Below are 21494 nucleotides of genomic sequence, written 5' to 3'. Positions count from 1 at the left end.
AAGGACACTCCGCCATGCCGAAGCGCATCGCGTTTCTCGTGGCGCCCGAGGGCGTCGAGCAGATCGAACTCACCGACCCGTGGCAGGCCGTCGAGGGCGCGGGCGACGAGCCCGTCCTGGTGTCGACGCAGTCCGGCGAGGTCCAGGGCTTCAACCACCTCGACAAGGCGGACACGTTCCCCGTCCAGGAGGTCGTGGGCGAGACGCGGGCCGACGCGTTCGACGGGCTCGTGCTGCCCGGCGGGGTCGCCAACCCGGACTTCCTGCGGATGGACGAGAAGGCCGTCGCGTTCGTACGGGACTTCTTCGAGCAGGGCAGGCCGGTGGCGGCCATCTGCCACGCCCCGTGGACGCTCGTCGAGGCGGACGTGGTGCGCGGCCGGACGCTGACCTCCTGGCCGAGCCTGAAGACCGACATCCGCAACGCGGGCGGCACCTGGGTCGACGAGCAGGTCAAGGTCTGCACGGGCGGCCCCAACACGCTCGTCACCAGCCGCAAGCCGGACGACCTCAAGGCGTTCTGCGAGGCGTTCCTCGCGGAGTTCGCCAAGGGGACCAAGGGGAAGTAGCCCGGAAGGGCCGCGTTCAGGTGGCGCAGGTCGCGGTGGCCAGTTGCAGGGACGCCGGGTCACCGCGACCGCCGTCGGCGGTGTGCACATGTTCCCCGGCCCACCAGTCGGCGTCACCGTCCTCGATGTAGCGCAGCAGGATCCCCTCGCGCAGCGCCCACGGGCAGACCGTCACCGTCTCGATCCCGGTCAGCTTCATGGCCGTGTGGGCGACGACCGCGCCGGCCACGCACTGCCCGGCGCGCGCCGCCGAGATGCCCGGCAGCTGTGCGCGCCGGTCGGCGGGCAGCCGGGCCAGTTCCCGGACCGCCTTGCCCAGCTCGGCGCGGCCCAACTGCCGCTCCATGAACGGTCCGTAGCGACCGGGAGCCGCCCCGCACAACCGGGCGAGCTGCTGGAACGTGCGGGACGTGGCGACGGCCGTGTGCGGCATCTCCCAGCGGATCCGCGCGGCCACGTCGCGCAGCTGGTGGCGCACCTGGCGGCGCACCGCCTTGAGGTCCTCCTCGCGGGGCGGGTCCTGGCCGTCGAAGAGCTCCCGCGTCAGCCGTCTCGCCCCCAGCGGCAGCGAGGCGGCGTAGTCCGGCAGGCGGCTACGCCCGAAGGCCACCTCCAGGGAGCCGCCGCCGATGTCGAAGAGCACCAGCGGCCCCGCGCGCCAGCCCATCCACCGCCTGGCGGCGAGGAACGTCAGCTCCGCCTCGGCCTCACCGGACAGGGTGCGCAGCCGGACCCCGGTCCCCGCCGCCACCGCCTCAAGGACCTCCGCGCGGTTCGGGGCGTCGCGCACGATCGACGTGACGAAGGCGAAGGGCTCGGCCACGCCCCACCTCCGCGCCTCTTCCTGCACGTCCCGCACCGCGGCGACCAATTGCCGGACCGGCTCCTCGCCGAGCCGCCCGTCCTGGTCCAGGTGCTCGCCGAGCCGCAGCCGTCTCTTCACCGTGTGGACCGGCAACGGCACCTGCCCGTCGGCGTCCGCGACGACCAGGCGCACCGTGTTCGATCCCACATCCACCACACCGACTCTCATGGACATCAGGTTCCCTCTGCGGCGAGGGGGTCACACCCTGCGGCCCATGAGGTTCAGCAGCTTGGTCTGCGCGTCCGCGTCGGGCGGCGGCTCCACCGCGGGGGCGAAGAGGCCGCTCTTCTCCAACTCATCGGCGTACGGGGCGACTTCCCGTACGGCGAAGTCGATGAGCTCGTCGGGCAGTTGCTCGTCGGCGCCGATCGCGCGGGACAGGTCCCAGGCGTGCACCACGAGGTCGACGGTCATCTGCCCGCAGTAGAAGGTGCTCGACGCGTCCCCGGAGGAGAGGTGGACGATGCGGTCCAGGGCACCCGGCTCGCGGAATGCGGCCCTGGAGGCGGCGGCCGCGGTGTCCCAGGAGGCGATCTGGTCCGGGCCGAGCATGTCCCCCTCGAAGAGGTCGCCGACGGACTCCATCGTGGCGCCGTCGCGGACCAGCGGCGGCACCCACAGCTGTTCGGCCGTGAGGTGGTTCACCAGGTCGTGCACGGTCCAGTCGGTGCAGGGCGTGGGGTCGTCCCACTGGTCGGCGCGGACGGCGTGCACGCGGTCGGTGAAGAGGTCGAGCGCCGCGCCGTGCCGGTCCAGCAGGGGCGGGTCGGCCTTGCTTGCGGAACGGTCCGTCATGAGCTTGTCGTTCCCCTCTCCCGCGCGCCTTCGCGGGTCCGTCCGCCCGCCACGGAGCGGTGCGGGTGGCGGCGCAGATACTCGCCCTCCAGCTGGGCCATGCGTTCGTTGTGGGCCCGCAGGGCGTCGCTCGAACCGTGCAGCAGGGTGGTGTGGCGGGTGCGGTGGATCGTCTCCAGCTCCTTGATGAGCTGCTGGTCGTCCAGCCGGCTCGGCTCGACTCCGTTCATGGCGCGCTCCCATCGCTGTGGTCGTCTCGCTCCCTGCCTCCCGGGTACCCGCTGGGCCCGTACTATCCAGGATGCACCGCACACGGTTCGCGCGCGCTCCCGGTGCGTGACAGGGGCGTGCGGGGGTGGTGGGAAGAGGTTCGGGAGATGTCCTGAAACAGCGGTTCCCACGGGGGAGGCAGGGGGCTCTGTTCCGGCGTCCCTCCGGTCGTCAGGACTTCTGCGACCGGAAGGACCACCCCGTGCCCCGCTCCGCCCCACGCCGCCGCCTCTTACCGATCCTCGCGCTCGGCGCAACCGCCACGCTCCTCCCCGGCCTCACCGCGCTGCCGGCCTCCGCCGCGCCCCGGCAGGGCACCGGAAGCGGCCACGCGGCCCGCTTCACGCACCAGACCCCGGACTGGCAGCGGTGCGGCGCCGACACGCCCGCCCGATTCCGGTGCGCCACCATCAAGGTGCCGCTCGACTACCGCCACCCCGCCGGCGCCACCATCGACCTCGCGATATCCCGGATCAGGGCGGGCGACGCGGGCAAGCGCCGCGGCGTCCTGCTCTCCAACCCCGGCGGCCCGGGCGGCCCCGGGCTCGGCCTGCCGCTCCACCTCTCCGAGCACCTGCCCGCGTCCGTGAAGGACCGGTACGACCTCATCGGGTTCGACCCCCGTGGCGTCGGCCGGAGCGCACCCGTCAACTGCGGGCTCACCGAGGCGGAGCGGCAGTGGCCGCGCCCCTACAAGCCGTTCGGCGACAGCGTCAGATGGGCGAAGACCGTGGCGGACAAGTGCCGCGCGCGGGCGGGCGACAGGCTGCCGCACATGACGACCCGCAACACGGCTCGGGACATGGACGTCCTGCGGGCCGTCCTCGGCGAGAAGAAGATCTCTTACTTCGGCGTCTCGTACGGGACGGCCCTCGGGGCCACCTACACGCAGCTGTTCCCCGGACGCGCCGACCGGTTCGTCCTGGACAGCGCCGTCGATCCGAAGCGCATGTGGCGGAAGATGATCCAGGTGTGGGCCTCGGAGGCCGAGCCCGCGTTCGCCCGCTGGTCGCGGTGGACCGCCGAGCGCTCCGCCACGTACCACCTGGGGAAGACCCCGGACGAGGTCGCCGCGGCCTTCTGGCGCCTGGTGGAGCGGGCCGACCGGGACCCGATCGTGGTGGGCACGGAGAAGCTCACCGGCGCGGACGTCCGCGTCCTCCTGCGGCGCGAGTTCTTCACCGTCCGCAGCGCCGCCGAACTCGTCGTCCTCCTCAAGGACGCCGCCGCCGGCAAGCCGGTCCCCGAGCTCCCGTCCGCGCCGGAGAGCCCGGACAACCTGCTGTCGTCGCTCTGGACCGTGATGTGCGGCGACGCCCCTTCGCCGCGCGATCCGGAGACGTACCGCCGCGACTCGGTCCGTGACGCGGCCCGCTACCCGCTGTTCGGGGACTTCGCGTCCAACATCACGCCGTGCGCCTTCTGGGACCGCCCGGTGGAGCCCCTGACCAGGATCGACAACAAGGTCGGCACCCTGATCCTGCAGAACGAGTGGGACTCGCAGACCCCGCTGTCGACCGCGCGGGGCATGCAACGCGCGCTCAAGGGCTCCCGGCTGGTCACCGTCGACGAGGGCGAGGGCCACGGCGTCGCGTACGGCATGGCGGCGGGCCCGGCCGACCGGTGCGCCCAGGACACCGCCACCGCCTATCTGGTCACCGGCAGGCTGCCGGCGAAGGACGTGACGTGCCGTGCGGCACCGGGGGCCGGGCGCCCGCAGCCGGCGTCGCCGGCCTTCGGCTGACGCCCGGCGGAGCGGCGGGTCTACCGCACCCGGTCGACCCGCCGCTCGTCCCACACGGGCTCCGGCGTCTCACGGACCCGGCCGTCGCTGCCGAAGACGAGATAGCGGTCGAAGGAGCGGGCGAACCAGCGGTCGTGGGTGACGGCGAGGACCGTCCCCTGGAACGCCTCAAGACCTTCCTGGAGCGCCTCGGCGGACTCCAGGTCGAGGTTGTCCGTGGGCTCGTCGAGGAGCAGTGCCGTGCAGCCCTGCAGTTCGAGCAGGAGGATCTGGAAGCGGGCCTGCTGGCCACCGGAGAGCCGCTCGAACTTCTGCTCCGCCTGGCCCGTCAGCTCGTACCGCCGCAGCCGGGACATCGCGGCGCCGCGGTCCTGCGCGTGCTCGCGCCACAGGATGTCCAGGAGCGTGCGGCCCATCAGCTCGGGGTGCGCGTGGGTCTGCGCGAAGTGGCCTGGCACGACGCGCGCGCCGAGCTTCCAGGACCCGGTGTGCGCGACGGGGTTGTCGGTGTCGCCCGCGAGCAGCCGCAGGAAGTGCGACTTGCCCGAGCCGTTCGAGCCGAGGACCGCGACCCGCTCGCCGTAGAACACCTCCAGGTCGAAGGGTTGCATCAGGCCGGTGAGCTCCAGTCCCTCACAGGTCACGGCCCGGACGCCGGTCCGCCCGCCGTGCAGCCGCATGGTGATGTCCTGCTCGCGCGGCGGCTCGGGCGGCGGGCCCGCCTCCTCGAACTTGCGGAGCCTCGTCTGCGCCGCGTGGTAGCGCGAGGCCATCTCGTGGCTGACGTCGGCGGCCTGGCGCAGGGTGCGCACCAGCTTCTTCAGCTGCTCGTGCTTCTCGTCCCAGCGGCGGCGCAGCTCCTCGAAGCGCGCGAAGCGCTCCTTGCGGGCCTCGTGGAACGTCTCGAAGCCGCCGCCGTGCACCCACGCGTCGGCGCCCCCGGGGCTCTGCTCGACGCTGACGATCTTCTCGGCGGCGCGGGCGAGCAGCTCCCGGTCGTGGGAGACGAACAGGACGGTCTTGCGGGTCTCCTTGAGCTGCCCCTCCAGCCAGCGCTTGCCCGGTACGTCGAGGTAGTTGTCCGGCTCGTCGAGGAGCAGCACCTCGTCGGTGCCGCGCAGCAGGGCCTCAAGGACGAGGCGCTTCTGCTCGCCGCCGGAGAGCGTGCGGACCTCGCGGAACTGGGCCTTGTCATAGGGGACGCCGAGCGCGGCGGTGGTGCAGATGTCCCAGAGGGTCTCCGCCTCGTACCCCTGCACCTCCGCCCAGTCGGAGAGCGCCTGGGCGTACGCCATCTGGGCGGCCTCGTCGTCGACCGTCATGATCGCGTGCTCGGCGGCGTCGACGGCCTTCGCGGCCTCGCGGATCCGCGGCTGGGCGACGGAGACGAGCAGGTCGCGCACGGTGGACTCGTCGCGCACGGAGCCCACGAACTGCGGCATCACGCCGAGTCCGCCGCTCACGGTGACGCTGCCGCCGTGCGGCTGGAGCTCGCCGGAGATCAGCCGGAGCAGCGTCGTCTTGCCCGCGCCGTTCGCCCCGACGAGGGCGACGACGGCGCCCTCGCCGACCCGGAAGGAGACATCACCGAGCAGCGCCCGCCCGTCCGGCAAGTAGTACTCAAGGTGTGCGGCTTCCAGATGTCCCATGAGCGGGATTGTCCGTGGCCGACGGGTGCCCGGGCAAACCGATTCCCGCCCGGTCCGCTTCACCCGTCCGGCCTGAAGGGCGGCGCGCAGGGTACGCGTGCGGCATGTGCGCTGACTCCCCGGACGTCTCCGGCATCGACCTGTCCCGCCCCGCCGCCGGGCACCATCCGTTCAAGGCCCGCATGGTCTCCCTCGACAGCCGGCTGTTCGAAGCGGTCGCCGCGCGGCACTGGCCCGGCGCCGACCCGGTGCTGCCCCGGCTGAGCCGGAGCGCCAACCACGGCGTGCTGTGGTTCGCGACGGCCGCGGGGATCGCCGCGACGCGCACCCCGCGGGCCCGGCGCGCGGCCCTGCGCGGCGTGGCGTCCCTGACGCTGGCCTCCGCGACGATCAACACGCTGGGCAAGCGCTCGGTGCGCAGGCCCCGGCCGCTGCTCGACCCGGTGCCGCTGATCCGGCGGCTCAAGCGGCAGCCGATCACCACGTCGTTCCCCTCGGGCCACTCGGCGTCCGCCGCGGCGTTCGCCACGGGTGTGGCGCTGGAGTCGCGGGCGTGGGGTGCGGCCGTCGCGCCGCTCGCGGCGGCCGTCGCGGTCTCCCGCGTGTACACCGGGGCGCACTTTCCGAGCGATGTCCTGGTGGGCGGGGCGCTGGGCGCGGGCGCGGCGTTCGCGGTGCGCGGTCTGGTGCCGACGCGGGCGCAGCTGGCGCCGCCCGGCCGCCCCCGGGTGACGGCGCCCGCGCTGCCGGGCGGCGCGGGGCTCGTCCTGGTGGCCAACGCGGGGGCCGGCACCCCGCAGCGCGTGAAGTCGCTGCGCGACGCGCTGCCGGAGGCGGAGGTCGTCGTCGCCGAGCCCGCCGACATCGGCGCCGAGCTGGAGAAGGCCGCGGCCCGCGCTCAGGTCCTTGGTGTGTGCGGCGGCGACGGCACGGTGAACGCCGCGGCCCGGGTCGCGCTGCACCACGGCCTGCCGCTCGCGGTGCTGCCCGGCGGCACGCTCAACCACTTCGCGTACGACCTCGGGGTCGAGGACGCCCGCGACCTGGCCTGCGCGGTGGAGGCGGGCGACGCGGTCGCCGTGGACGTCGGCCGCTTCACCTCGGAGAACGGGTCCGAGGAGCAGGAAGAGGGCTACTTCCTCAACACGTTCAGCCTCGGCGTGTACCCGGAGCTGGTGCGGCAGCGCGAGCACTGGGCGCACCGCATCGGCGGCCATCCTGCCTCGGTGCTCGCGGCGCTGAAGGTGCTGCGCTCCGACGAACGGCCGCTGGTCGCGAAGTTCCGGGGCAAGGAGCGGGCGATGTGGATGCTCTTCGCGGGCAACTGCACCTACCACCGGCCGGGCCTCACTCCGGGCCGCAGGCTCGACCTGGCGGACGGGCTGCTCGACGTCCGCGTCGTGCACGGCGGCCGCAGGCCGGGCGCGAGGCTCCTCGCCGCGGCGCTGACGGGGCCCGATGTGCGTTCCCCCGCGCAGACGGCCGCACGGCTGCCCCGGCTGCGGGTGGACGGCCTCGCGGCGGGCACGGTCGTGGCGTACGACGGTGAAGTGACGCGGGTCCAGGGGTCGTTGACGGTCGACAAGCTGCCCGAGGCGCTGACCGTCTACCGGCCGTTCCCGGCGGCCCGCTGACTGTCCGCCAACGGAACGCACTGACCACATATTGATACGCCAGTCTCACTATTCGGCATGACGGCGTACGGTGCCTCGTACAGTCGCACCCGAAGGAGTTCCGCCATGCCGGAGGAGACCGCCGTCTACACGCACGGGCACCACGAGTCCGTGCTGCGTTCGCACACCTGGCGCACCGCCGCCAACTCGGCCGCCTACCTGGTCGGTTCGCTCAAGCCCGACATGACGGTCCTGGACATCGGCTGCGGCCCCGGGACCATCACCGCGGACCTCGCCGCGCTGGTCCCCGACGGCCATGTCACCGGCGTGGACCGGGCCCCCGGCATCCTGGACACGGCGCGCGCCACCGCCGCCGAACGCGGCCTGCGCAATGTCGGGTTCGCCGTCGCCGACGTGCACGAACTCGACCACCCCGACGACACGTTCGACGTCGTCCACGCCCATCAGGTGCTCCAGCACGTGGGCGACCCGGTGCGGGCGCTGCGCGAGATGCGCCGCGTCTGCAGGCCTGGCGGCATCGTGGCGGTCCGCGACGCGGACTACTCGGCGATGACCTGGTATCCGGAGCTGCCCGCCATGGACGACTGGCTGGACCTTTACCTGCGGGTGGCCCGGGCCAACGGCGGCGAGCCCGACGCGGGGCGCCGGCTCAAGTCCTGGGCCCTGGAGGCCGGTTTCGCGGAGACCGGCATCACCGCGACCGCCGCCACCTGGTGCTACAGCTCCGAGGACGAGCGGGCCTGGTGGAGCGGCCTGTGGGCGGACCGCACGCTCGCCTCCACGTACGCCGAGCGCGCGGTGGCGGGCGGCCACGCGGACGTGGAGGAGCTGCGCGCCGTGTCCGCGGCATGGCGGGAGTGGGGCGGCCGGCAGGACGCGTGGTTCGCGGTGCTGCACGGGGAGGTGCTCTGCCGGAAGTGAGCCGCCTGGCTCTCCGCCGGAGCGGGTCACTCCCTGGGGAGCAGGGGGCCCAGCGGCCCGAGGTCCAGGTTCAGGTCCTCGGGCCGCAGCCCGTACCGGTTCCGGAGTTCGGCCATCCGGTCCTCCAGGAGCATCAGCGTGAGGCCGATCCGCTCCTCCTGGTCCTCGGTCAGCTCACCGGTGTCGAAGCGGCGCACTGCCTGTCGCTCCATCAGCTGACGGAGGAGTTCGACGACGGTCAGGACCAGTTTCACCAGGTCCCGCTCCACGGTGTCGGGGTCGAGGTCCATGCGCTTGCGGTGTTCGTCGCGGCGCTCCGGTTCCATGGTTCACTCCCTGTCCGGCCACGGCGACGGCACTTGTTCGTTCACCGAGCTGATCAACGCGTTGAGGTCGATGCGTACGAGATCGACGTCCGCGATCCGCAGGGTGATGTCGCCCTTGATGACGACGCCGCCCGCGAGCAGCCGGTCGAGCAGGTCGACCAGGGCGATCTCGCGGCGTTCGACGACGGTCATTCGGCACGGTCCTTCTCTTCGTCGGCGCGTTCGTCGCCGGTGAAGGAGTACGCGGCCCACGGCCCCGTCAGCTCCACCCGCAGCCGGCTCGTCCCCTCGTCCTCGTCCTTCGTGCGGTCCACGAGCTCGACGAACTCCTCGGAGTCCTCGCGGCTCACCAGATACGCCGCGTTCAGCACATTGCGGCCCGGCGTGCGGGACAGCTCCGCGTTCTGCGGCGCGTGCAGCCGGGAGTCCTCGGCGTGCCGCGACAGTGTCTCGTGCAGCCGCCGGGCGAAGGCCTCGGCCCGCTGCCAGCCCTCCTCCTGCGCCGTGCGCTGGCTGCGCCGCCTGCGCAGGTAGTCGCGCCCGCTGGTCGGCCCGGTCTGCCGGGCCGGCGCGGCGGCCTGCGGCGCCGCGGACTCCTCGCTCGGCAGGAGGTGGACCTTCACGCCCCACTCGACGCGTCCGTCGATCCGTTCGAGGACACGGTGGAAGCGCTCAGCGCCGTCCGCCAGCATGGCGCGTACGCCGCTGTCGTCACGGAAGACGGTCGCGAGGCGCAGCGGCAGCGGTGAGGTGACGGAGGTGAGCGCGTCGATCACCCGCTGGTGCGCGCGGGCCGTGTCGGCGAGCCAGTCCAGGTCCTCCAGGTGGGCGCGGAGAGCGTCCTCCGCGAAGTCCCGCTCCGGCACCGGGCCGACCAGGGCGACCAGGCCCTCGTGCTCCAGGCGCCGGGGCGGCACGCCGCCGACCCCGGTGAGGTCGGCGGCGAGCGGTGCGGTGAAGGGGCGGCAGACCGCGTAGACGTACCGCAGGTCGTCGTGGCGCGGGCCGTCGCCGTGCGGATCATCGTTCACGGCGTTCATGTGTCTCCTTGTCGGCCGGCTCCAGGGACATCCGCTCCTCCAGTTCCGCCAGGCGCTGGCGCAACTCGGCGTTCTCCCGGGAGAGTTCCGTGCGGCGCGCCCCCTGGGAGAGCGCCGGGTCGCCCTCCCACCAGTCGATTCCCATCTCCTTGGCCTTGTCCACGGAGGCGACGATGAGGCGGAGCTTGATGGTGAGCAGTTCGATGTCGAGCAGGTTGATCTTGATGTCGCCGGCGATGACGATGCCCTTGTCCAGGACGCGTTCGAGGATGTCGGCGAGGTTGGCTCCGCCGCCTCCTCCGCCGTAGGGGCCGGGCAGTCCGCCGCCAGAAGAGGTCGTCATCGACGGGCCCGTCCGCCGCCGGCCGACTCGGCGTACTCGCGCTGCTTCTCCTCGTCGGCGTCGGCCTCGTCTTCGACCTCTTCGTCGTACTCGTCCTCGGGCTCGTCCTCCGGCTCGGGCTCGTCCTCTTCACCGAGCTCGTGGTCGTGCTCGCCCCGGAGTTCCTCGTCCTCCGCCTCTTCGGGCTCGTCCTCGTCCTCGTACTCCTCGGCCGGTTCGTCCTCCCGCTCGTCCTCTTCCTCGTCGTACTCGGACTCCGGCTCGTCCTGCGCCTCGGGCTCGTCCTCGTGCTCGTCCTGCGCCTCGTGCTCGTCCGCGCGCTCGTCCTCCTCCTCGGCCACGGCGTCCTCGTGGCTGCGGACGACCTCGCCGTCGCGGATCTCGCCGCGCCAGCCGTCGCTCGCCTCGCCGCGCAGCGTGATGTGCCGGGCGAAGTGCTTGAGGTCGAGACGGGCCCTGCGGCCCTGGGCGCGCCAGATGTTGCCGGTCTTCTCGAAGAGGCCCTTCGGGTAGTACTCGATGATCAGCAGCACCCGGGTGAGGTTCTCGGCGAGCGCGTGGAAGGTGACGACGCCCTTCGTCGTCCCCTTGCCGCCCTCGGACGTCCAGGTGATGCGCTGGTCCGGCACCTGCTCGGTGGTGTGCGCCTTCAGACTGCGGGTGGACCAGAAGACCTTGAGCTTCCAGTCGGTGTCCGTGTCGCTCGCCACGGTGGCGTCCTTGACGCCCTTGGTGAACGTGGCGAACTCCTGGTACTGCGTCCACTGGTCGTACGCCTCGCGGAGCGGCACGCCCACGTCGACGTACTCCATGATGACTGTCGGCTTCTGGCCCGCGCCGCCCTTCTTGCGCTTGCCGCCGCCGATGTTCTGGACGGCGCCCTTCACGGAGTCCTTCAGGTGGCTGCCGCCGAGTTCCAGCGCGCTGCGCACCGGGCCCTTGCCCTCGGCGACCTTCTTGCCCGCCTGGGCCGCCAGCTTGCCGAAGCCGGGGCTCTTGCCCTCCGCTATGTCGTTCAGCTTGACGGTGGCGTCGCCGAGCCGGTGGCCCACGCCGACGAGCATGCGCTCGACCTGCGCCATCAAGTAGGCCTGCGCCTCTTCCTTCAGGCGGTCGGCGGCCGGGCTGCGCGTGATGTTGCTCAGTGGTGACTCAGCCATGGTCGCTGCCTCCCTTCGCCCTGCCGCCGCTGCGGGACGACGCCGACGACGCGGCCCTGCGGGCGGTGCCGCGCGCCGCCGCGGTGGACTTCTTCTGCGCGGTCTTACGGGCTGTCTTCTGCGGGCTCTTCTTGGCCGGGGTCTTCTTCGCGGCGGCCTTCGGAGCGGACTTGGCGTCCGGCTTCTCGTCCGGCTTCCTGGCGGTCCGCTTCGACGGCGCCTTCTTGCGCTGCGGCGACCGCTCGGGCTTCGCGTCCTCGTCCCGGTCCTCTCCCTGATCCCGGTCCTCGTCGCGGCTCTCGGTGTCCTGGTCCTCGTCGCGGCTCTCGGTGTCCTGGTCCTCGTCGCGGCTCTCGGTGTCCTCGTCCTCGTCGGCGTCGTCCGCCTGGCCCGGCACCACGCCGGCGATGCGGTCCTGGACGCCGAGGGTCCGGTCGTGCAGCCGGTCGGCGAGACCTTCGAGCTGCCGGTTGAGGAGCGATCCCGTGGCCGCCTTGCCCACGCCCCGCATGTCCTGGCGGAGCTGGTCGCCGATCTCCTTGAACTGCGGGTTGTTCTGCAGCTGCTGGTTCACGAAGGCGCCCAGCGCCTTGGGGCTCAGGTTGAGCCGCTTGCCGGCCACCATCGTGCCGACGGCGAACGCGAACTTCGCCTTCTTCGTGCGACCGAGGACGTATCCCGCGCCCACGGCGAGGCCCACTGCCATTCGGTTCATTCTCAGAAGTCCTGTCCTGTGCTGTGCTGCAGTCGGTCGAGGAGCTCGTCCTCGCGCCGCTCGAACTCGGTCTCGTCGATCTCTCCCGCCTCCAGGAGCTCCTCGAGGCGGGAGAGTTCACGACGGATCGCCGAGGGGTCGTAGTACTGCCGCTCCGCCTCGTCGACCACCTGCCTGAGCACCCAGAGGGAGCCGCGGGCCGGGGCGAGAGGCAGCAGGAGCAGTTCACCGATCAGGCCCATGCCGTCACTCTCACTCCGCGGACTTGGCGGGTCCCGGGTCGACGAAGCTGTACGGGGGCAGCGGACCGTGCACCCGCAGGTCCAGGTGCGGCTGGGTGGCCCGCAGCTCCTCGACGGCCGAGAGGAAGCCCTCGGCGGACTTGCGGTTCACCAGGAACGAGATGTTCGCCAGCCAGCCGCTGCTCTCCGGGCCGTCGGCGACCGCTTCGGCGGCCGGTTCCAGGGCGCGCCGCACCTCGACGGCGTCGCTCTGCTCACGGGCCCGCACGTTCGAGGTCACCATCTCGCCGAGCTGCAGCTTCTGTTCGTGGGTGCCGCCGCCCTGGCGCTGGTTGGCCTCGACCATCGCGCGCAGCTCCGGGTTCTCGGCGAGGACCTGGTGCAGTACGGCCTGTTCGTGGTGGGAGGCCTTCACGTTGTACTCGACCTTGCCGTCGAGGGTGCGCAGCCGCTCCAAGTAGTGGTCGGCCCGTTCGCCGAGCACGGAGGTGACCGTCTCGTCGTCAGGGGCCAGACTGCCGAAGCGCATCGGCAGCACGGAGCCCGCGGCGCCGGCCTCCGACAGGACGTTCTGGTGCGCGAGGAGGTCGCGCCGCTTGGGCTTGAGGTCCTCGGGGGCGTCGCTCACGATGGCGGCGAGCTCACCGCTCTTCAGGATGCGCACGGGGCAGGCCGGCCGGCCGATGCCCTCCATGCCCTCGGGCAGCGCCGGGTGGGAGCTGCTCGCGATGCCGTAGACGTAGGTGGTCACTCCTGCTCCTCCTTCCGGCGGGACGTGGTGGAACGGCGCTTCGGCCGGTCCTCGGTCTGGCGCTGGCCTTCCTCACGGGACTGCTTGAAGGCGTCCGATATGGTCTCGGCGGCTCCGGAGAGCGCTCCCTTGGACTTGCCCTTGGCGCCGGACTCGGTGATCTCGCCCACGAGGTCGGGCAGGCCGGGGTCCTTCTTCTTTCCGGTCTCCAGGTCGAGGCGGTTGCACGCCTCGGCGAACCGGAGATAGGTGTCGACGCTCGCGACGACGACACGGACGTCGATCTTCAGGATCTCGATACCGACGAGCGAAACGCGTACGAAGGCGTCGATGACGAGTCCTCGGTCGAGGATGAGCTCCACGACGTCGTACAGGCCACTGGTGCCGCCTCCGCCGCCGGACTGTTGTGCCGGGACTACGGTCATGCCGACTGTGCCTCCTTGGGTCTTGGGTGCTCTTGTCCTGTCTTGGCTGTCCTGTCTTGGCTGTCCTGTCTTGGCTTGCCCTTCTCCGGTCCTGTCCTGCGCTGTCCGGTCCGGCCTTCCTGCTAGCGGCCGCCGGTGCCGCGGGGTTCGGAGCGTCCGCGCTCGTAACGGCGGAGCCGTCGGTAGCCCGTCAGCTCGCCCTGCGGGTCCAGCTGCACTTCGTAGCTCGCGAGGAGACTCATCGTGTCGGGGACACGGGAGAGTTCGAGGACCTCGATCTCCAACAGCCAGCCGTCTTCGGTGCGTTCGAAGGATGACACCGATTCAGGCGTCGCCCCGGTCAGCTCGGCGAGCTGTTCCCTGGCGTGGCGGAGCACCGCCATGGGACCGGGGAGCGAAGCCTTCTCGCCGTCAGCCTCCTTGGCCTGTGACGTCTTCTCACCGGACGTCTTTTCGCCTGATGCCTTACTGTCTGCGTCTTCTGTGGTCTTACGTGACGTATTGGCCATGTTCACCTCCTTCACCGGGTTACCCGAAGAGCCTTGGCCAAACGTGATCGCTACGTGTCCGGCCAGGACGCCGGGGCGGTCAGCCGCGCAGTGCGCGGAGTTTGCGGCGGGCGGGGCCGAGTGCGCGCCCGGAGCGCAGGACGCCGGCCCACGGGTCGGTGCGTGCCTGCTCCACCGCGTTGTCGATGGTCCAGCTCCGGGCGTGCACCGCGGGGTCGTCGAGCTGTTCCCAGGCGATGGGCACGGCCACCGGGGCCCCGGGCTCGGCCCGCACCGAGAACGGCGCCACCGCCGTCTGCGCGTACGCGTTGCGCTGTACGTCGAGGTAGAGCCGGTCGCCGCGGTCCTTCTTGCGGGCGGCCGTGGTGAACCGCTCGGGATGGGCTTCGGCGAGGGTGTCGGCGACGTCCTTGGCGAAGGCGCGCGCGTCGTCGAAGTCGTGGTGGCCGTTGAGCGGCACGACGACGTGCAGCCCGCGCGAACCCGTCGTCATCAGGGCGGACGGCAGGTTCATGTGGTCGAGCAGTTCGCCGAGGAGGCGCGCGGCGTCGCGCACCGCGCCGAAGTCGTCCGTCGAGGGGTCCAGGTCGAAGACGATCCGGTCGGGGCGGTCGATCCGGGCCGTGCGGGAGAGCCAGCGGTGCAGGGTGACGCAGGCCTGGTCGGCCAGGAAGAGCAGGGTCGCCGTGTCGTCGCACACGGTGTGGGTGACGGTGCCGCCCTCCTTGGCCACCTCGACGCGGGTGATCCAGTCCGGATAGTGGTCCGGGGTGTCCTTCTGCATGAACTGCGGGCCGTCGACACCGTCCGGGTGGCGCTCCAGCATCAGCGGCCGGTCGCGCAGGTGGGGCAGCATGAAGGGGGCGACGGCCCGGTAGTAGTCGAAGAGGTCGGCCTTCGTGTGGCCCGTGCCGCCGTGGTCCCCCTCGGTGCCTCCGCCGCCCTTGCCCTTGCCGTCGAGGCCGGGGAAGAGGACTTTCTGCGGTCGGTGCAGCTCTACGGTGCGGCGGCCGGCCCGCACCGTCCGTACGTCGTTCATGGGGGTCCCTTCGGCTCGGTTCGCCAAGTGCGACGTGACCCGGCGAGTACCCAGCGTCAGGTCCGGTAGTCGCCCCCGGCCGCACCGACACGGTGGTGTTCACCCTGGTCGGGAGGGTGGCTGACACCACCCGTAAGCCGGGGGACGGCGGGCGTGCCGCATGGGCTCCCGGCCGGAAGGATCGGACCGTGTCGACCAGTCGTCCCGCTCCTGTGAGGCCCGCCATGAAGCACAGCTCCCCGACGCACAACGCCGATGTGACGAATGCCTCCGGTCCTGACCGGCGGTCCCCCGGCGCCCCCGTCTCCCACCCCGCCCTGCCCCGAGTCCCCCGCCCCCGGCCCCGCTCCCCCGAACCCGGGCTCCTCGCCCGCATGCTGCCCGGCACCGACGAGCCGCCCGCGCCCGCCGCCGTCAGGGCGGCCTTCGCGCTCTGGCTCACCGCGGCGGCCGCGGGCGTCTTCGCGATGGTGCTCACGGTCGTCAGGGAGGCGTCCGGGGGCAGTGACCTCGACGCGTCCACCGGCGGGTTCATCGGTGGGTTCACGGGAGGGCTCCTGCTGCGTATGGCGTTGTTCTCCGCGGTCGTCCTGGTCGCGGTGCGGCTGCGCCGCGGCTCCCGCTGGCCGCGCTGGGCGTTGACGGGCGCCCTGGGGGCGTTCGGGGCGCTGGCAGCGCCGACCCTGGCGGCCTGGCCCGACCGTTGGCCGGCCGGCACGGGGGTCGTGCTGCACCTGGCCGCCGCGCTCACGGCTACGGCGCTGATGTTCCACCCGTCGGCGAACGCCTGGTTCAGGGCAACACGATCGCGTTGACCGCGCTCGTACTCCTGCTCCTGCTCAGCGGACCACGCCCTGCTCCACCAGGAGCCGCGCCGCCGCCACGATCGACTCCGCGTCGATGCCGGCGGCGCGCAGCTGCTCCGCCGGGGAGGCCGAGCCCGGCATCGTCCGCACCGCGAGCCGCACCAGGCGCGGCACCGGCCTGCCGTCGGTGAACGCGTCGAGGACCGCGTCGCCGAGGCCGCCCTGCTCCCGGTGGTCCTCGACGGTGAGCAGGCAGCCGGTGCGCTCGGCCGCCTCGCGCAGGGCGTCGCGGTCGACGGGCTTGACGGAGTACAGGTCGACGACGCGCGCGGGGACGCCCTCGCGGTCGAGCGCGTCCGCCGCGGTCAGCGCCTCGTGGACGGTCACCCCCGCCGCCACCACGGTCAGCCGGTCCGCGTCACTGGAGCGCAGCACCTTGGAGCCGCCGACCGGGAACCTCTCGTCGGGTCCGTAGATGACGGGCGCGTCCCCGCGTGACGTACGCAGGTAGCGGATTCCGTCGAGTCCTGCCATCTCGGCGACGAGCTGCCCGGTCTGGTGGGCGTCGCACGGGTACAGGACGGTGGAGCCGTGCACCGCGCGGAAGAGCGCCAGGTCCTCCAGGCCCATCTGGGACGGGCCGTCCTGGCCGATCGCGACGCCCGCGTGCGAGCCGACGAGGTTGATGTCGGCGCCGCTGACCGCCGCCATCCGCACGAAGTCGTGGGCGCGGGTGAGGAACGCCGCGAACGTCGAGGCGTACGGCACCCAGCCGCGGGCCGCCAATCCTACGGCGGCGGCGACGAGTTGCTGTTCGGCGATGTAGCACTCGAAGAACCGGTCGGGGTGCTCCTTGGCGAAGTACTCCGCCCGTGTCGAGTCGCCGACCTCGCCGTCCAGGGCCACCACGTCGCCGCGTGCGGTGCCGAGCGCGGTGAGCGCCTGGCCGTAGGCGGTGCGGGTCGCGACGGCGTCGCCCAGTGCGTGGCGGGGCAGTTCGAGGTGGCCGCTGCGCACGGCGTGCAGCGTCCGCGCGGCGGCCGGCCTGCGCACCTCCACGCGTACGTCGTGTGCGCCGCCCAGCTCCTCGACGGCCGCTTCGGCGTCCGGCAGCGGCTTGCCGTGCAGGCCCTCGCGGTTCTCCACGGCGGCGACGCCCTTGCCCTTGACGGTGCGGGCGAGGATCACGGTGGGCTGTCCGGCGGTGGATCCGGCTTCCTGGCAGGCGCGGTCGACGGCGTCGACGTCGTGCCCGTCGGTCTCGACCACATGCCAGCCGAATGCCTTGAACCGGACTGCGTAGGCGCTCAGTTGCCATTCGTGGCGGGTCGGGCCGCGCTGGCCGAGCCGGTTGACGTCGACGATCGCGGTGAGGTTGTCGAGGTGCTCGTACCCGGCGTGCTCGGCGGCCTCCCACACGGAGCCCTCCGCCAGTTCGCTGTCGCCGCACAGCACCCAGACGCGGAACGGGATCCTGTCGAGCCGCTTCCCGGACAGGGCCATGCCGACGCCGACGGGCAGCCCCTGCCCCAGCGAGCCGGTGGCGACCTCGACCCAGGGCAGGGTGCGCGGCGTGGGGTGGCCTTCGAGGCGGCTGCCGTGCTCGCGGAAGGTGAGCAGCTCGTCGTCGGTGAGCGCTCCGGCGGCCTTGTACGCGGCGTAGAGGAGCGGCGACGCGTGGCCCTTGGAGAGGATGAAGCGGTCGTTGCCGGGGTGGTCGGGGCGGTCGAAGTCGTAGTGGAGATGGCGGCCGACGAGGACCGCCATCAGGTCGGCGGCGGACATCGACGAGGTGGGGTGTCCGGATCCTGCGGCGGCCGCGGCCCGGACGGAGTCGACACGCAACTGCTGGGCGAGCGCCTCAAGTTGTGCGGTGCTGGTCGGCATCGGGGCCCTCCTCAGGCATCGGGGTCGTGGCGTTCTCGGGCGGCGTGCTCCCCTTCGTCCGCTGGTGCGGCACGCGGGCCACCTCCGGCGAGGTGGACTCCAGCGGTACGGACCACGAGCGGACGAGCCCCAACTGCACGGCCTGGCGCGGCAGCAGGGAGTCCAGGAGCCAGTCCGCGGCGACGCGCACGCGGTTGCCGGGCATCGCCGCCAGGTGGTAGCCGCGGGTGACGGCTCCGGCGAGCGGCCCGGACAGCGGCACGCCGAGCGGGTTGGCGGCGGCCTGGGCGCCGCCGAGGTCCACGGTGAAACCGAGGTCGCGGTGGCGGTAGGTGCTCCGGGTGCCGAAGCCGAGCGACGCGGCGACGTTGCGTGCCGCCGTCGCGCCCTGGCGCCAGGCGTGCTGCGCGGTCATCGGGGTGACCTCGCCGGGCCTGGTCAGGTCGGGCACGGCCGCGGCGTCCCCGCAGGCGAACACCTCGGGGTGGCCCGGCACCTGGAGGAACGTGTCGACGCGCAGCCGTCCCCGCTCCAGCGGACGGCCGAGTCCCGCGACGAGCGGATCGGGGCGTACGCCGACGCACCAGACGAGGGTGCGTGTGTCGACGGAGTCCCCGTCGTCCAGAAGTACTCCGTCGGATGTGGCCTCTTTGACGGAGGTCCCGGTGCGGACGTCCACGCCGCGCCGCCTCAGCACGCGGTCGGCGGTGGACGAGAGGCGGTGGTCGAGCTCGGGCAGGACGCGGTCGGCGATGTCGAGCAGCAGCCAGCGGGGCCTGATGCCCTGCCGCAGCGGCTGCCTGCGCACCAGGGCGTCCGTGAACAGGCGGCCGTGGGCGGCGAGTTCGACGCCGGTGTAGCCGGCGCCGACGACCACGAAGGTGCAGCGGGCCCGGCAGGTCGCCGCGTCCGGCGCGGTCGCGGCGAGCTCCAGCTGGCGGGTGATGTGGTCGCGCAGGTACAGCGCCTCGGGCATGCCGCGGAAGCCGTGCGCGTGCTCGGCGACGCCCGGCACGGGGAGCAGCTTGTTGACGCTGCCCACGCTGAGGACGAGCCGGTCGTACGGCAGCTCACCGCGCTGTCCCTCCGGGTCGGTGTACGTCACCTTGTGCCGTTCCAGGTCGGCGCCGTCGGCCTCGCCGAGCGCGAGGCGTACGCGCGGGAGCGTGCCGGAGAGGGAGACGGTGACGCGCCGCGGCTCCAGGACGCCCGTGGCGACGTGCGGCAGCAGCGGCAGGTAGAGGAAGTAGTCGGTCGGGTTGAGCAGGGTGATGTCGGCCTTGTGCCGGGTCAGCCGGGACAGGGTGCGGGCGGTGCGGTAACCGGCGAACCCGGCTCCGACGATGACGATGCGGGGTCGGCTCACGTGCGCCTCCGGAGGGTCGGGTCCGGCGCGGTCGGACCCCCCGCGTGCCCCTGCGCGACGGAGGCCAAACTCCCGCCCCGGGCCGCGGAATTCACCGCCGCGGATGCCGGGACCCCGCCTGAGGGACGCCGCCCGAGCGCCGTTTGCCCCCGGCGCCCGGGGGTTACCCGCAGCCGTATTCATCCAGCTCCGCCGCCCACCGGAGGTGCAACCCCCCATGCCCGAGTACGGATATTTCCTGGCGACCGAGGAGTTCGGTCCCGCCGAACTGGTCGAGCAGGCCCGGATGGCCGAACAGGCCGGGTTCCAGGCGCTGTGGATCTCCGACCACTACCACCCGTGGAACGCGGCGCAGGGGCAGAGCCCGTTCGTCTGGTCGGTGATCGGCGCACTCGCGGAGGCGGTGTCGCTGCCCGTGGAGACCGCGGTGACCTGCCCGACCGTGCGCATGCACCCGGCGGTCGTGGCGCAGGCCGCGGCGACGAGCGCGGTACTGACGGGCGGCCGCTTCCGGCTCGGCGTCGGCACGGGCGAGGCGCTCAACGAACACATCCTGGGCGGGCCATGGCCGCCCGCCCACGTCCGCCTGGAGATGCTGGAGGAGGCCGTCCAGGTGATGCGGAACCTCTTCACCGGCGAGGAGGTCAACCATCACGGCACGCACTACACCGTCGAGAAGGCCCGCCTGTACACGGTGCCGGACGAGCCCGTGCCCATCGACGTGTCGGGCTTCGGCCCCAAGGCGACGGCGCTCGCCGCCCGCATCGGCGACGGCTTCATCACGATGACGCCCGACGAGACGCTGGTCTCCCGCTACCGCAAGGGCGGTGGCGGCGGCAAGCCGGTCAGCGGCGGCGTCAAGGTCTGCTACGGCCTCGACCGCGAGGCCGCGGTGCGCCGGGCGCGCGAGCTGTGGAGCAGTCAGTTACTGCCCGGCGAAATGGCGCAACTCCTGCCGACGCCGCGCCACTTCGAGCAGCTCGACCCGCTGGTCACCGACGAGATGGCCGCCTCCTCCTTCACGTGCGGCGACGACGTGGACGAACACGTCGGCACGCTCGGCGCCTTCACCGACGCGGGCTTCGACCGCGTGTACGTGAGCCAGATCGGCCCGGACCAGCGGGGCTTCTTCGACTTCTACCGCACGAAGGTCCTGCCGCAGCTCCAGAGCGCCCCGCCCGCCACGCCCGGGGACGGTGCGCTGCGATGACACGCACGACCCGGCGCCCCGCGGGTGCCGGCGAAAGCACCCGGCACCCGCTCACCACGCGTCACGACCCAGGACAGACCCGATGAACCACGAAGTTCCCCTCGAACGACCCGTCGTCTCCGCCTACACCGTGCCCGCCGACGCGCCGGAGGCCGACGGCACCTTCGCCTGGGACACCACGACCATCGTCGTCGCCGAGGTCACGGCGGGCGACGCGACGGGGACCGGCTGGACCTACGCCCCCGCGACGGTGGCCGCCCTGGTGGACGAGCAACTCACCCCCGTCATCAAGGGACTCGACGCCCTCGACATCCCCGCCGCGCACGACGCGATGACCCAGGCCGTCCGCAACACCGGCCGCCCCGGCGCCGCCGGGTGCGCGATCTCGGCGATCGACATCGCCCTGTGGGACCTCAAGGCCCGCCTCCTGGAGCTGCCTCTCGTACGCCTCCTCGGGGCGGCCCGCGACGAGGTGCCCGTCTACGGGAGCGGCGGCTTCACGACGTACCACGACACCCACCTGGCGGCCCAGCTGAACGGCTGGGTGCACGGACAGCACATCCCGCGCGTCAAGATCAAGGTCGGCGAGGCCTGGGGTCGGTCGGCCGCCCGCGACGTATCCCGGGTCCGCACCGCGCGCGACGTCATCGGCCCGCAGGCCGAGCTGTACGTCGACGCGAACGGCGGCTACACACGCAAACAGGCGGTGCGGGTGGGCCGGGTGCTCGCCGAGCACGGCGTCGGCTGGTTCGAGGAGCCGGTCTCCTCGGACGACCTGCGCGGGCTCTCGCTCGTCAGGGACGCCCTGGTGTGCGACGTGACGGCGGGCGGCTACGGCTACGACCTCCCGTACTTCGCCCGCATGATCCCCTCCGTGGACTGCCTCCAGGTGGACGCGACCCGCTGCGGCGGGATCACGGAGTGGCTGCGCGCGGCGGCCCTCGCCCAGGCGCACGGCCTGGAGGTCTCGGGCCACTGCGCGCCGCACGCGCACGCGGCGGCCGCTGCCTGCGTGCCGAACCTGCGGCACATCGAGTGGTTCCACGACCACGTGCGGATCGAGTCGATGTTCTTCGACGGAGCGCTCGACCCGACCGGGGGCGTGGTCCGCCCGGGCGGCGGCGTCGGCCACGGACTGCAACTGCGGACGGAGGACGTGGAGGAGTTCCGGGTCGCCTGAGAGCCGCGCTCTGGTTCCCGGTCGATTCCCGGTCGCGTCGGGCCGGGG

The 21494-nt window shown here is 72.5% G+C and carries 24 protein-coding genes; 7 read left to right on the top strand and 17 right to left on the bottom strand.

Features of this window, described 5'->3' with window-relative positions; translation table 11 throughout:
• Positions 1-14: 14 nt before the first annotated feature.
• The gene (locus ACZ7LU_RS04455; protein ID WP_468557587.1) at positions 15-569 is read left to right on the top strand and encodes a type 1 glutamine amidotransferase domain-containing protein; all 555 of its coding nucleotides are present in this window, start codon (positions 15-17) and stop codon (positions 567-569) included.
• Between the two features lie 16 nt (positions 570-585).
• Here the strand turns inward: ACZ7LU_RS04455 and ACZ7LU_RS04450 are convergent, their stop codons facing one another.
• The 3 genes from ACZ7LU_RS04450 to ACZ7LU_RS04440 are packed head-to-tail and all read right to left on the bottom strand — an operon-like array spanning position 586 to position 2459.
• Positions 586-1602, bottom strand: coding sequence for a Ppx/GppA family phosphatase (locus ACZ7LU_RS04450; protein ID WP_468712590.1), 1017 nt, complete (start codon positions 1600-1602; stop codon positions 586-588).
• Between the two features lie 30 nt (positions 1603-1632).
• On the bottom strand, positions 1633-2229 hold the full coding sequence (locus ACZ7LU_RS04445) for a TIGR03086 family metal-binding protein (RefSeq protein ID WP_398299631.1): 597 nt from the start codon (positions 2227-2229) through the stop codon (positions 1633-1635).
• Complete coding sequence (locus ACZ7LU_RS04440; RefSeq protein WP_471915656.1) at positions 2226-2459, bottom strand: DUF6158 family protein; 234 nt, start codon at positions 2457-2459, stop codon at positions 2226-2228. The genes ACZ7LU_RS04445 and ACZ7LU_RS04440 overlap by 4 nt, the downstream gene beginning before the upstream one ends.
• 242 nt (positions 2460-2701) lie before the next feature.
• Between ACZ7LU_RS04440 and ACZ7LU_RS04435 the strand changes: the two genes are divergently transcribed.
• The gene (locus ACZ7LU_RS04435; RefSeq protein WP_471915655.1) at positions 2702-4243 is read left to right on the top strand and encodes an alpha/beta hydrolase; all 1542 of its coding nucleotides are present in this window, start codon (positions 2702-2704) and stop codon (positions 4241-4243) included.
• Positions 4244-4263: 20 nt separating this feature from the next.
• Here ACZ7LU_RS04435 and ACZ7LU_RS04430 read toward each other — a convergent pair whose 3' ends face one another.
• Entirely contained in the window at positions 4264-5892 is a 1629-nt protein-coding gene (locus ACZ7LU_RS04430; RefSeq protein WP_398299636.1) for an ABC-F family ATP-binding cassette domain-containing protein, read from the bottom strand.
• 104 nt (positions 5893-5996) lie between these two features.
• Here ACZ7LU_RS04430 and ACZ7LU_RS04425 point away from each other — a divergent pair, with 104 nt between their 5' ends.
• Both ACZ7LU_RS04425 and ACZ7LU_RS04420 read left to right on the top strand, forming a co-directional pair.
• Positions 5997-7526 (top strand): phosphatase PAP2 family protein, encoded by a 1530-nt coding sequence (locus ACZ7LU_RS04425; protein ID WP_471915654.1) that lies wholly within the window; start codon positions 5997-5999, stop codon positions 7524-7526.
• A 105-nt stretch (positions 7527-7631) separates the two neighbouring features.
• Positions 7632-8447: a class I SAM-dependent methyltransferase gene (locus ACZ7LU_RS04420; RefSeq protein WP_471915653.1), complete on the top strand. Its 816-nt coding sequence runs from the start codon at positions 7632-7634 to the stop codon at positions 8445-8447.
• A gap of 26 nt (positions 8448-8473) precedes the next feature.
• Here the strand turns inward: ACZ7LU_RS04420 and ACZ7LU_RS04415 are convergent, their stop codons facing one another.
• The 11 genes from ACZ7LU_RS04415 to ligD all read right to left on the bottom strand — a co-directional run bounded on the left by ACZ7LU_RS04415 (position 8474) and on the right by ligD (position 14997).
• Positions 8474-8773, bottom strand: a complete 300-nt coding sequence (locus ACZ7LU_RS04415; RefSeq protein WP_398299642.1) for a gas vesicle protein K — start codon at positions 8771-8773, stop codon at positions 8474-8476.
• A 3-nt stretch (positions 8774-8776) separates the two neighbouring features.
• The gene (locus ACZ7LU_RS04410) at positions 8777-8965 is read right to left on the bottom strand and encodes a gas vesicle protein (RefSeq protein WP_362992974.1); all 189 of its coding nucleotides are present in this window, start codon (positions 8963-8965) and stop codon (positions 8777-8779) included.
• Positions 8962-9813, bottom strand: coding sequence for a GvpL/GvpF family gas vesicle protein (locus tag ACZ7LU_RS04405; RefSeq protein ID WP_398299644.1), 852 nt, complete (start codon positions 9811-9813; stop codon positions 8962-8964). Before ACZ7LU_RS04405 ends, ACZ7LU_RS04410 begins: the two co-directional genes overlap by 4 nt.
• Positions 9794-10156, bottom strand: coding sequence for a gas vesicle protein (locus ACZ7LU_RS04400; protein WP_398299646.1), 363 nt, complete (start codon positions 10154-10156; stop codon positions 9794-9796). Before ACZ7LU_RS04400 ends, ACZ7LU_RS04405 begins: the two co-directional genes overlap by 20 nt.
• Positions 10153-11316 (bottom strand): SRPBCC family protein, encoded by a 1164-nt coding sequence (locus ACZ7LU_RS04395; protein WP_471915652.1) that lies wholly within the window; start codon positions 11314-11316, stop codon positions 10153-10155. Before ACZ7LU_RS04395 ends, ACZ7LU_RS04400 begins: the two co-directional genes overlap by 4 nt.
• Entirely contained in the window at positions 11309-12031 is a 723-nt protein-coding gene (locus ACZ7LU_RS04390; protein WP_471915651.1) for a DNA primase, read from the bottom strand. The genes ACZ7LU_RS04395 and ACZ7LU_RS04390 overlap by 8 nt, the downstream gene beginning before the upstream one ends.
• Before the next feature lie 2 nt (positions 12032-12033).
• Entirely contained in the window at positions 12034-12273 is a 240-nt protein-coding gene (locus ACZ7LU_RS04385; protein ID WP_471915650.1) for a gas vesicle protein GvpG, read from the bottom strand.
• 10 nt (positions 12274-12283) lie between these two features.
• A complete protein-coding gene (locus tag ACZ7LU_RS04380; protein ID WP_468302530.1) occupies positions 12284-13024 on the bottom strand; it encodes a GvpL/GvpF family gas vesicle protein in 741 nt (246 codons plus the stop codon).
• The gene (locus tag ACZ7LU_RS04375; RefSeq protein WP_398299654.1) at positions 13021-13449 is read right to left on the bottom strand and encodes a gas vesicle structural protein GvpA; all 429 of its coding nucleotides are present in this window, start codon (positions 13447-13449) and stop codon (positions 13021-13023) included. The genes ACZ7LU_RS04380 and ACZ7LU_RS04375 overlap by 4 nt, the downstream gene beginning before the upstream one ends.
• A 122-nt stretch (positions 13450-13571) precedes the next feature.
• On the bottom strand, positions 13572-13958 hold the full coding sequence (locus ACZ7LU_RS04370; RefSeq protein ID WP_470982612.1) for a gas vesicle protein GvpO: 387 nt from the start codon (positions 13956-13958) through the stop codon (positions 13572-13574).
• 79 nt (positions 13959-14037) lie between these two features.
• Positions 14038-14997, bottom strand: coding sequence for a non-homologous end-joining DNA ligase (ligD, locus tag ACZ7LU_RS04365; protein ID WP_471915649.1), 960 nt, complete (start codon positions 14995-14997; stop codon positions 14038-14040).
• A 224-nt stretch (positions 14998-15221) separates the two neighbouring features.
• On the opposite strand from ligD, the gene ACZ7LU_RS04360 reads away from it, so the two are divergent.
• Positions 15222-15812: a hypothetical protein gene (locus tag ACZ7LU_RS04360; RefSeq protein WP_471915648.1), complete on the top strand. Its 591-nt coding sequence runs from the start codon at positions 15222-15224 to the stop codon at positions 15810-15812.
• A gap of 24 nt (positions 15813-15836) precedes the next feature.
• On the opposite strand, the gene ACZ7LU_RS04355 is transcribed toward ACZ7LU_RS04360, so the two are convergent.
• Positions 15837-17690: a transketolase gene (locus ACZ7LU_RS04355; RefSeq protein ID WP_471915647.1), complete on the bottom strand. Its 1854-nt coding sequence runs from the start codon at positions 17688-17690 to the stop codon at positions 15837-15839.
• On the bottom strand, positions 17665-19056 hold the full coding sequence (locus ACZ7LU_RS04350; RefSeq protein ID WP_471915646.1) for an NAD(P)/FAD-dependent oxidoreductase: 1392 nt from the start codon (positions 19054-19056) through the stop codon (positions 17665-17667). The genes ACZ7LU_RS04355 and ACZ7LU_RS04350 overlap by 26 nt, the downstream gene beginning before the upstream one ends.
• Before the next feature lie 217 nt (positions 19057-19273).
• On the opposite strand from ACZ7LU_RS04350, the gene ACZ7LU_RS04345 reads away from it, so the two are divergent.
• Together ACZ7LU_RS04345 and ACZ7LU_RS04340 are read left to right on the top strand one after the other, a co-directional pair.
• A complete protein-coding gene (locus tag ACZ7LU_RS04345) occupies positions 19274-20266 on the top strand; it encodes a TIGR03557 family F420-dependent LLM class oxidoreductase (RefSeq protein ID WP_471915645.1) in 993 nt (330 codons plus the stop codon).
• An 82-nt stretch (positions 20267-20348) separates the two neighbouring features.
• On the top strand, positions 20349-21446 hold the full coding sequence (locus ACZ7LU_RS04340; RefSeq protein WP_398299667.1) for an enolase C-terminal domain-like protein: 1098 nt from the start codon (positions 20349-20351) through the stop codon (positions 21444-21446).
• Positions 21447-21494: the final 48 nt, after the last annotated feature.

Source organism: Streptomyces sp. NPDC039462, assembly GCF_055639375.1.
This window is presented reverse-complemented; position numbering and strand designations above follow the sequence as displayed.